The following is a 10040-nucleotide window of genomic DNA, read 5'->3' on the forward strand; positions in this document are numbered from 1 at the left end:
GTCAACTCTTAATCCCCTGAACCGCTCCGCTACCGTGGGTTGTTCTCACCCCTCGGCTGCCCCCCGGCTTACTCCCCGCGGGCGCCGGCCCCCGGGCCGGCACCATCACCGCGTTCCTGCTCCCCTTCTTCGTCCCGTTCGTGCTGTTCTACCTGGTACCGGTCGGCTACGCGCTCTGGCAGAGCTTCCGTGCCGTGCACCGCACCGGAGGCCAGTACGGCACCTCGTACACGAGCTTCGGCGGCTTCGAGCAGTACCAGAAGGTGTTCGAGAACACCGAGTTCTGGTCCAGCATCGGGCGCATCGGACTGTTCGGCGTCGTGCAGGTGCCGGTCATGCTGTTCGTCGCCCTGATCATGGCGCTGCTCCTCGACACTCCCCTGCTGAAGCTCAAGTCGGTCTTCCGCATGACCGCGTTCATGCCGTACGCCGTACCGGGTGTCATCGCCGCGATCATGTGGTCGTACCTGTACTCACCGCAGCTCAGCCCCGTCGTGGACCTGCTCAACGGCATCGGTCTCGACCCCGACTTCCTCGGCCCCGGAGCCGTGCTCTGGTCGGCGGCGAACATCTCCACCTGGCTGTGGACCGGCTACAACATGCTCATCATGTACTCGGCCCTGCAGTCGATCCCGCAGGAGCTGTACGAGGCGGCCACGCTGGACGGCGCGAGCAACTGGGCCGTCGCGTGGCGGATCAAGGTGCCGATCATCGCCCCGTCGATCGTCCTCACCACGGTGTTCTCGATCATCGGCACGCTGCAGCTCTACGCGGAGCCGGCCGTGCTGCGGCAGATCTCCTCCAACATCTCCAGCACGTTCACGCCGAACATGCTCGCCTACGCGGTGGCGTCCGGGAACAACTACCAGCAGGCCGCGGCGATCTCGGTGGTCATCGCCGTCATCACCTTCGTCCTGAGCTTCGGATTCATGCGACTGACGTCGAAGAGGGCCGGCCTGTGAGCAACGCACGTGTGAACCGCGAGAGTCGCGCCGGCCGCACGGCGGCCATGGCCCTGATGCTCCTGCTGGCCGTCTACTTCCTGCTGCCGATCTACTTCCTCATCGTCGCGGCCACCAAGCCGCAGGGTGACCTGGCCACCACCAACGGGCTGGCGTTCTCGCACTTCAACCTGTTCGACAACCTGCGCGTCCTGTTCACCCGCAGCGACGGCATCTTCGGGCGGTGGGCCGTCAACACCGTGATCTACGCGGTGCTGGGCGCCGCCGTGGGCACACTGATCTCCGCGCTGTGCGGGTACGCGCTCGCCAAGTTCCGTTTCCGCGGGCGGGAGTTCCTCTTCTCCGTCATCCTCGGCGGCGTCCTCGTACCCACCACCGCTCTGGCGCTGCCGCTGTTCCTGCTGTTCTCGGCGACCGGCATCGTCAACACCTATCTCGCGGTGTTCCTGCCCAGCATCGTCAGCCCGTTCGGCGTCTACCTGGCACGTATCTTCGCCAACGCGGCCGTACCGCAGGAGCTGATCGAGTCGGCACGGCTGGACGGCGCGGGCGAGTTCCGCACGTTCTTCTCGGTGTCGTTCAAGCTGATGACACCGGCCCTGGTGACGATCTTCCTGTTCCAGTTCGTCGCCATCTGGAACAACTTCTTCCTGCCGATGGTCATGCTGCAGAAGGAGTCCCTGTTCCCGATCACCCTCGGCCTGTACCAGTGGAACGGCCAGACCGCCCGGGCCCCGCTCCTCCAGCAGTCCGTCATCACCGGCTCGCTGGTGTCGATCGTGCCGGTGATCATCGTGTTCATCCTCCTTCAGCGGTTCTGGCGCACCGGTCTCGCGGCCGGTTCACTGAAGTGACCGCCCGCGCTTCATCCCCTCCCGCCCGTACAGAAGGTTTCTGCCGCCATGAGCAACTCCGCCGTCTTCGTGCCCCATTTCCACTGGGACCGGGAGTGGTACGAGCCGTTCCAGGTGTTCCGGCACCGACTGGTCACCGCCCTCGACACCGTGCTGGAGACGGCCGAGTCGAACCCTGACTTCCGGTTCACCGTCGACGGGCAGATGGCCGCGATCGAGGACTATCTGGAGATGCGGCCGGAGAACCGCGACCGGCTCGCGGCCCTGGTCGGCGAGGGCCGGATCGCCGTCGGGCCGTGGCTCATCCTGCTCGACGAATTCCTCTGCTCCGGTGAGACCATCGTGCGCAACCTGCAGATGGGCTGGGCCGCCGCCGCGGACCTCGGTGGCGCGATGCCGATCGGCTATCTGCCGGACATGTTCGGCCACGTCGCGCAGATGCCGCAGATCCTCGCGCGCGCCGGGATCGAGCACGCGGCACTGTGGCGCGGTGTGCCCGGTTCCGTCGACGGTCACGCGTTCCGCTGGCGCGCGCCCGACGGCTCCGAGGTGCGCACCGAGTTCCTCTTCGACGGCTACGACAACGGCCTCGACGTGCTGCTGGTGCCCGACAGTATCGGCCGCGCGCTCGGCGACTACGCGGAGATGACGGCCGACCGGTGGGGCACCGACCCGGTCCTGGCGATGGCGGGAACCGACCACAACGCGCCCGACCCGCACCTCGCGGCCTGGCTGCGGCGGGCGTCCGGCGAGGGCCGCCCCATCACCATGGCGACCCTCGTCGAGTACCTTCGCGACCATGTGCGCGACGACGTGCCGACCGTCGTCACCGGGGAGTTGCGCAGCCACTCACGCGGCAACATCCTCCCGGGCGTGCTCTCCGTACGGCTCGGCCTCAAGCAGCGGATGGCGGTCGCCGAGCGCACGATCGACCACGCCGAGCGCATGAACGCCCTGTGGTCCCGGCGCGACGACTCGCGGTTCCTCGCCCTCGCCTGGCACAAGATCATCGAGTCGACCGCGCACGACTCGGTCGTCGGCTCCGGCACCGACGAGACCTGCGACCAGGTCGCCGCACGTCTCGCGGAGGCCGCGCAGACCGCGCGCGCCGTCCGGGACGCGGCGCTCGCCGAACCCGCCGCCCTGGTACCGGGCGACGGCCATCTGATCGCCAACCCGCTGCCGTTCGCGCGCACGACGCTGGTCGAGGTCGATGTCGTCGCCCCGCCCGCCGGTACGCGTCTGGTGGCGACCACCGCCGACGGCTCGGCGCACCCGGTGCAGCTGGTCTCCGAGGCACCGACGGTCCTCAGCGACGAGCGCATGGACGCCTCGCAGCTCGAACGCGTGCTGCGCCGTATCCACCGCCGTGAACTGTTCGGCCGCCTCATCGACCACTACGACCTCAGTCCCGGGTCACTCGTCTTCCACCTCGCCGAGGTCCCCGCCGGGGGGCCGTTCGACCTGCTGATCCTGCGCAAGGAGGTCGCCGCCGCTGCCGCCGCGCACCCGGGCGAGTGGCGGGTACTGACGCTGGAGGAGCCGCGGGCCACCGCGCTCGTCCCCGTCGAGGTCCCCGCGTCCGGACTGACCTCGTTCCGGGTCGAGCCGCACGAGGACACCGCCGGCGCGTCGGCCGCGTACGCGCCCACGCAGACCTCGTACGCGACGGCGACGGATCGTACGCTCTCCAACGGTCTGGTCGAGGTCGAGGTCGCCGCGGACGGCACGCTGGACATCGTCGGCGCCGACGGGACCGTGCTGCGCGGTGTCGGACGTCTCGTCGACGGCGGTGACCGCGGTGACAGCTACAACTACGCTCCCCCGGCGCACGACGTCCTCGTCCAGGACCCGGTGCAGATCACCGTCGACGTCCTCGAAGACGGCCCGCTGCGGTCACGGCTGCGGGTCACCCGCGTCTACGCCTGGCCCGTCGCCCTCTCCGGAGACCGCGACCTGCGTGACGGACGGACCGCGCCGACCCCGGTGGAGACGCTGGTGGAGGTACGGGCCGGTGAACCGTTCGTACGCGTCTCCACCTCGTTCCTCAACCAGTCGGCGGACCACCGGCTGCGCTTCCACGTACCTCTGCCCGAGCCGGTGACCACGTCCTCGTCCGCCGGACAGTTCGCCGTCACCGAACGCGGACTGACCGCCGAGGGCGGCTGGGGCGAGTACCCGCTGCCGACCTTCCCCGCCAGTACGTTCGTGTCGGCGGGCCCTGCCACGGTCCTGCTCGACCACTCCAGCGAGTACGAACTCGTCGGCGACGGCACCGAACTGGCCATCACGCTGCTGCGGGCGATCGGCTCGATCAGCGTCAACATCCATCCTCTGCGCGACGAGCCCGCGGCGAGCGAGATCCCCGTGCCGGGTGCGCAGGATCTCGGCATGCGCGTCGAGAACCGCTTCGCCGTCCTCCCGTCCGCCACCGGCTGGCGCGGGGCGGACGCGGTGGCTCTCGCCGAGGAGTTCCGGTGCGATGTGCTCGTCACCCGTGGGACCGGGACCCCTGGTGGCCAACTGCCGCCGGAGACCGTCGGGTTGCGCGTCGACGGGCAGGACGTCCTCGTGTCGAGCATCCGCCGTGTCACCGACGACGAGTCCGGCAGCGGCACCGAAGTACGGCTGACCGCCCTGCGCGACAGCGCGTCCACCGTGCGTGTGACGGGTGCGTTCACCGAGGCCACCACCGTGGATCTGCTCGGCCGCCCCCTCTCCCGTACCGAGGCCGCGAACGAACTCGAACTCGCCCTCGGGCCATGGGAGATCCGCACGGTCGTACTCCGGTAGGACCCCCTCCGCCAGAGGACCGTCGATCCACAGAAAGAGTTGTGACCTCTTGTCCACCGAGCTCTCCCCCCATGTTTCGGACCTCGCACCAGGGCGTGGCGCGCTGCGCCCGGCGCGCTCCTGGCTGCACTCCGACGCGCCCTCGCTCTCGCTGAACGGGCCCTGGCGTTTCCGGCTGTCGCCGACGGCGTCCGGGCCGGAGGGCTTCACGGCCGACGGCTTCGACGACCACGGCTGGGACAGCATCCCCGTGCCCTCCCACTGGGTGCTGGAGGGCGACGGGGCCTACGGCCGGCCGATCTACACGAACATCCAGTTCCCCTTCCCGATCGACCCGCCCCACGTGCCGGACGAGAACCCGACCGGTGATTACCGGCGGCATTTCGAGGTCCCCGCCGACTGGTCGGACGCCGGGCGGGTGGTGCTGCGCTTCGACGGCGTCGAGTCGCTGTTCCGGGTGTGGGTCAACGGGACGGAGGTCGGCAGCGCGAGCGGCAGCCGCCTGGCCCACGAGTTCGACGTCACCTCCGCGGTGCGTACGGGCGACAACGTCATCGCCGTACGGGTGCATCAGTGGTCGGCGGCCAGTTACGTCGAGGACCAGGACCAGTGGTGGCTGCCGGGCATCTTCCGCGATGTCACGCTCACCGCCCGGCCCCTCGGAGGCATCGAGGACGTCTGGCTGCGGACCGGCTACGCACAGGGCTCGGAGCAGGGCTGCCAGCAGGGCGCGGGGCTGGTCGAGGCGGAGATCACCGCCGACGCCGCAGCGTTCCCGGTCACCCTGCGCGTCCCCGAACTCGGCGTCGAGCGTGTCTGGGCCTCGCCGGGCGACGTGGCGCCGTTCGACGTCCCTGGCGTGGAGCCCTGGTCGGCCGAGGTGCCCCGCCTGTACGACGCCACCGTGTCCTCGGCCGCGGAGAGCGTCGCGCTGCGGGTGGGTTTCCGTACGGTCGAGATACGCGGCGACCAGTTCCTGGTCAACGGCAGCCGGGTCGTCTTCCACGGGGTGAACCGGCACGAGGCGCATCCCGAGCGTGGCCGTGTCTTCGACGAGGAGCACGCCCGCGAGGACCTGGCCCGTATGAAGCGGTTCAACGTCAACGCCATCCGCACCAGCCACTACCCGCCGCATCCCCGGCTCCTCGACCTCGCCGACGAACTCGGCTTCTGGGTGGTCCTGGAATGCGATCTGGAGACGCACGGCTTCGAGAAGCTCGACTGGGTGGGCAACCCGAGCGACGACCCGGCGTGGCGCGAGGCCTACCTGGACCGCATCCGGCGCACCGTCGAACGGGACAAGAACCACCCGAGCATCGTGATCTGGTCGCTCGGCAACGAGGCGGGCACCGGCGGCAACCTGGCCGCCATGTCGTCATGGGTCCACGCCCGCGACCCGGAACGCCCGGTGCATTACGAGGGCGACTACACCGGCGAGTACACGGACCTCTACTCGCGCATGTACGCGTCGGTGCCGGAGACCGAGCAGATCGGCAGCGACGACGCACGCTCCACGCTGCTGAACTGCACGCCCGCGCAGAGCGCCCGGCAGCGTACGAAGCCGTTCCTGCTGTGCGAGTACGCGCACGCGATGGGCAACGGGCCGGGCGCGTTCGACCAGTACGAAGCACTCGTACGGCGGTATCCGCGGCTGCACGGCGGCTTCGTGTGGGAGTGGCGCGACCACGGCATCCTCACGACGGCCCCGGACGGGGCGCCGTACCACGCGTACGGCGGTGACTTCGGAGAGGTCGTGCACGACGGCAACTTCGTGATGGACGGCATGCTGTTGACCGACGACGTCCCCACGCCCAGCCTCCATGAGTTCAAGGCGGTCGTTGCGCCGGTCGAATTCACTTTCCAGAGTGGCGGTGACAGCGCCGACGGATCCGGTCACGGGGAGGTCGGGGTCACGAACCTGCGGCACACCGCCGACACGTCCGACCTGCGCTTCCGCTGGCGTGTCGAGCACGACGGCACCCCGGTGGCCTCCGGCGAGTTGAAAGTCCCCGCCGTCGCCGCGGGCGGGTCGGGGCGGGTGCCGCTTCCCGCGGTCGCCGTCGCCCACGACGCGGAGACATGGCTGACGATCGACGCTGTCCTGGCGGCGCCGACCGCCTGGGCACCCGCGGACCATGTGCTCGCGACGGCCCAACTGGACTGCTCGGCACCCCGTCGCGTGCCCGCTGTCAGGTCGCGGGCCGCGTGGCGGCCGGGCGACGGAGACCTCTCGCTCGGGATCGCCGAGTTCACCGGTGGCTCTCTGACGCGCCTTGCCGGGCGCGAGGTCGGCGGGCCGCGGCTGGAACTGTTCCGTGCGCCGACCGACAACGACGAGAGCCCGTCCGACGGGGTCGAGGAGAGCGACGCCGGCATCGCCGGGGTGTCCAACGCCGAGCTGTGGCGTCGTGACGGTCTCGACCGGCTCACGACACGGCGTGTCTCCGTGGAGCAGACCTCGGACGCCCTGCGCACCGTCGACAAGGTCTCCTCGGCGAACTCCGCGTCCTGGGTGACGGTGGAGTCCGTGTGGTCGGTCGAGGACGGTGCCCTGGAACTGCGCGTGGAGATCGAGCCCTCGCGTGGCTGGCGGACGGTGTGGCCGCGGATCGGGCTCCGCTTCGATCTGCCCGACGGCACGGCTGCCGTGGACGGGGCGGACTGGTTCGGTCTGGGGCCGCTGGAGTCGTACCCCGACAGTCTCCGCGCGGCCCGCACGGGCAGATTCTCCGCCACGATCGACGACCTCTCGGTCGAGTACGCGCGCCCGCAGGAGACCGGTCACCGTTCCGGACTGCGTCGGCTCACACTGGCGAGCGGCGACAGCGAGGTGCTGCGTGTCGAGGCTCTTCCCGACACACGCGGGCGTCGCCCCGGATTCACGCTCAGCCGTCACACCCCCCAGGAGATCGCCCTCGCACGTCACCCCTTCGAGCTCGGTGGCTCCACGACGAGTCACCTGATCATCGACGCGGCCCAGCACGGGCTCGGCTCGCGCTCGTGCGGACCGGACGTGTGGCCCGAGTTCGCGCTCCGCCCCGAAGCGCGCACGATCAGGCTGCGTCTGTCGGCGACGGACTGAGGCTCCGCAGCGGCCCACCGTCACATGGTGGGCCGCTGCGCGGTTCGGCTCGTGCGGAGTGCGCCGAAGGCCGCGGCGAGCCGGTCGTGGAGGAGCGCCGCGGAAGGGTGGGGGTCACGTCGTGGTGTGACCGTGTAGAGGCCGCGGGTCGGCGGGTCGACGAGGGACACGGTGGTGACGTCGGTCCGCAGCGCACCCGTCAGTACCCCGGGGATCAGCGCGATGGCGTGGCCGGTCGCGACCAGGGCCAGTTTCCCGGGCAGATCGGCCGCGTTGAGGTCGATGCGGGCGGCGACCCCGGCGCGGGCGGCGTGCTGGCGCAGCAGCGCCGCCGAGCCGTCGTTGTCCTCGGCCCAGGTCTCATCGGCCAGTGCCTCTATGCGCACCGGACCGGCTCCGGCCTGCGCATGGCCGACAGGCAGGACGACGACCATGTCGTCGAGACCGAGGAAGCGACGGTCGACGCGCGGGTCATGGGGCAGTCCGGGCGGCGCGTCGGTGACGACGGCGACGTCGAGGTCGCCGGTGATCACGCGGTGGTGCAGTTGCGCGCTCAGGCCGGGCCGCAGGCTCCACCGCACGGGTCCGGCCACTTCCAGCAGGCTCCGGATCGCCTCGGGGACGAGCCCTGCCGCCAGGGACGGCGGCGCGCCGATCGCCAGCAGCCGGTCTGCGACCCCGTCACGCACGTCCCGTACGGCGCGGACGGCACGGTCCGCCTCGTTGAGGGTGGCCAGGGCGTGGCCCCGGAACACCTCACCGGCGGGCGTCGGACGCACGCCCCGCGCATGACGCTCGATCAGGGACACGCCGAGCTGCCGCTCAAGGCCGGCGATCTGCCGGGAGACGGCCGACTGCGTGTGGTGAAGCTCGCCGGCGGCCGCCGACAGCGACCCGAGCCGACACACCGTCACGAAGGTCCGCCACACCGTCAGATCCATGGGACCAGTATGACCAGGTGGTATGCGGCTGTCGCAGGGCAGACCTGCTGGATCTGCGCTTGTCGCAGGCCACGAGGTGCAGCACGGTGACAGGCATGACCGCACAGCACACGATCGCCGTCCTCGGCCTGGGACGCATGGGCGAAGCCGTCGCGACACGACTCGCCGCACAGGGCCGGCAGGTCCTCGGCTGGACACGCTCGGGGCGCACGTCGGGCTCCTTCGACACGACGGGCGATCCGCACGAGGCCGTGGCGAAGGCCGATCTCGTACTTCTCGCACTGTTCGACGGCCCGGCCTGCCGACAGGTCCTCGACACGGTCCAGGACTCCTTGCGGGCCGACACGGTGGTGGTGAACCTCGGCACCATCGCTCCGGCGGAGGCCTCCGAGCTGGCCCGCCGTCTCGGCGCCTCCTACATCCACGCGCCCGTACTCGGCTCCGTGCCCGCGGTCGCCGCGGGTGCCCTGCAGCTCCTCACCGCCGCCGCCCCGGACACGCTCGATCGGGCCCGGCCGGTTCTGGAGGCGCTGGGCACCGTACGACGTGTCGGCGACGCCTCCACCGCCGCCGCACTGAAGTTGATCGCCAACAGCAGCCTGGCCGGGGCCGTCCTCGCACTGCGCGACGCACTGCACCAGGCGGACGCCCTCGGCCTCTCCCGTACCCAGGCCCTGGACGTCCTCGAACTCGGCCACCTCGGCGGGCTCGTGGCCCGCAAACGCTCCTTCCTCGGCAGCGAGCCGGCAGCCGACACGGCCTCGGGTACGGCCTCGGCTTCCGGCACGACCACGGCCTCAGCCGTCGGCAGGGCCGACTTCACGATCGAGGCGCTGGCCAAGGACATGGATCTGCTGGCGGCCGCCTCGGGCACCCCGCTGCGCTGTATGTCCGGCCTGGCCGACACTCCCGGCGGCCCGGAGGCCGACATCGCCGTCGCCGCCACGGCCCCGGCGGTGGCGGACTCCGTGCTCGCCCCGCTCCGCGCCTACATATGTGGACACGCCACCGGCGACCCCGGCCACTTCCGCGCCGCGTTCCTCCCCAGCGCCCACATCGAGGGCGTACGGGACGGTGTGTTCGTCTCATGGCCGCTGGACGAGTACTGCGCGCTCTTCGACGGCCGGCTGGCGCCCGACGAACCGGCCCGCTCCCGTCGCATCGACACCGTCGACGTCCACGGCACCGTCGCGACCGCGACGATGACGCTCCGGCACGGCCCGGACACCTTCACCGACGTGTTCCTGCTGGTCCGCGTCGACGACCGGTGGCGCATCGCCAACAAGGCCTACCACCGGCATTCTTGAGCGGCCGGACCCCGGTGCCTCAGCCCGTTATCGAGTCCAGTTGCTCGGCCGCGGGCCGCAGCGCCCACAGGTCTCCGCCCGGCGGCTCCTCCAGCAGAGGC

The 10040-nt window shown here is 70.7% G+C and carries 6 protein-coding genes; 5 read left to right on the forward strand and 1 reads right to left on the reverse strand.

The genetic code is table 11. The annotated features are described in order from the left end of the window. Positions 1–56 precede the first annotated feature (56 nt). From ACFVH5_RS11280 to ACFVH5_RS11295, 4 genes are read left to right on the forward strand one after another with little or no spacing between them, the layout of a single operon-like run. Complete coding sequence (locus tag ACFVH5_RS11280) at positions 57–962, forward strand: carbohydrate ABC transporter permease (protein WP_385833297.1); 906 nt, start codon at positions 57–59, stop codon at positions 960–962. A 47-nt stretch (positions 963–1009) separates the two neighbouring features. After that, the gene (locus tag ACFVH5_RS11285; protein ID WP_385833298.1) at positions 1010–1816 is read left to right on the forward strand and encodes a carbohydrate ABC transporter permease; all 807 of its coding nucleotides are present in this window, start codon (positions 1010–1012) and stop codon (positions 1814–1816) included. A 48-nt stretch (positions 1817–1864) separates the two neighbouring features. Then, positions 1865–4609 (forward strand): alpha-mannosidase, encoded by a 2745-nt coding sequence (locus ACFVH5_RS11290; protein ID WP_385833288.1) that lies wholly within the window; start codon positions 1865–1867, stop codon positions 4607–4609. A gap of 49 nt (positions 4610–4658) precedes the next feature. Then, the gene (locus tag ACFVH5_RS11295) at positions 4659–7691 is read left to right on the forward strand and encodes a glycoside hydrolase family 2 TIM barrel-domain containing protein (protein ID WP_385833289.1); all 3033 of its coding nucleotides are present in this window, start codon (positions 4659–4661) and stop codon (positions 7689–7691) included. A 20-nt stretch (positions 7692–7711) separates the two neighbouring features. Here the strand turns inward: ACFVH5_RS11295 and ACFVH5_RS11300 are convergent, their stop codons facing one another. Beyond that, positions 7712–8632: a LysR family transcriptional regulator gene (locus tag ACFVH5_RS11300; RefSeq protein WP_385833290.1), complete on the reverse strand. Its 921-nt coding sequence runs from the start codon at positions 8630–8632 to the stop codon at positions 7712–7714. A 95-nt stretch (positions 8633–8727) separates the two neighbouring features. Here ACFVH5_RS11300 and ACFVH5_RS11305 point away from each other — a divergent pair, with 95 nt between their 5' ends. Continuing rightward, positions 8728–9939 carry a nuclear transport factor 2 family protein gene (locus tag ACFVH5_RS11305; protein WP_385833291.1) on the forward strand — a complete coding sequence of 404 codons (1212 nt, stop codon included), beginning with the start codon at positions 8728–8730 and terminating at the stop codon, positions 9937–9939. The last annotated feature ends 101 nt before the right edge of the window (positions 9940–10040 follow it).

The organism is Streptomyces sp. NPDC127119, assembly GCF_042677425.1.
GTDB lineage: Bacteria > Actinomycetota > Actinomycetes > Streptomycetales > Streptomycetaceae > Streptomyces.

What these genes read in the sequence shown, in the direction of transcription:
- ACFVH5_RS11285 (WP_385833298.1), top strand. Translation starts at nt 1,010, where the DNA reads ATGGCCCTGATGCTCCTGCTGGCCGTCTACTTCCTGCTGCCGATCTAC.
- ACFVH5_RS11290 (WP_385833288.1), top strand. Translation starts at nt 1,865, where the DNA reads ATGAGCAACTCCGCCGTCTTCGTGCCCCATTTCCACTGGGACCGGGAG.
- ACFVH5_RS11300 (WP_385833290.1), bottom strand. Translation starts at nt 8,632, where the DNA reads ATGGATCTGACGGTGTGGCGGACCTTCGTGACGGTGTGTCGGCTCGGG.
- ACFVH5_RS11305 (WP_385833291.1), top strand. Translation starts at nt 8,728, where the DNA reads ATGACCGCACAGCACACGATCGCCGTCCTCGGCCTGGGACGCATGGGC.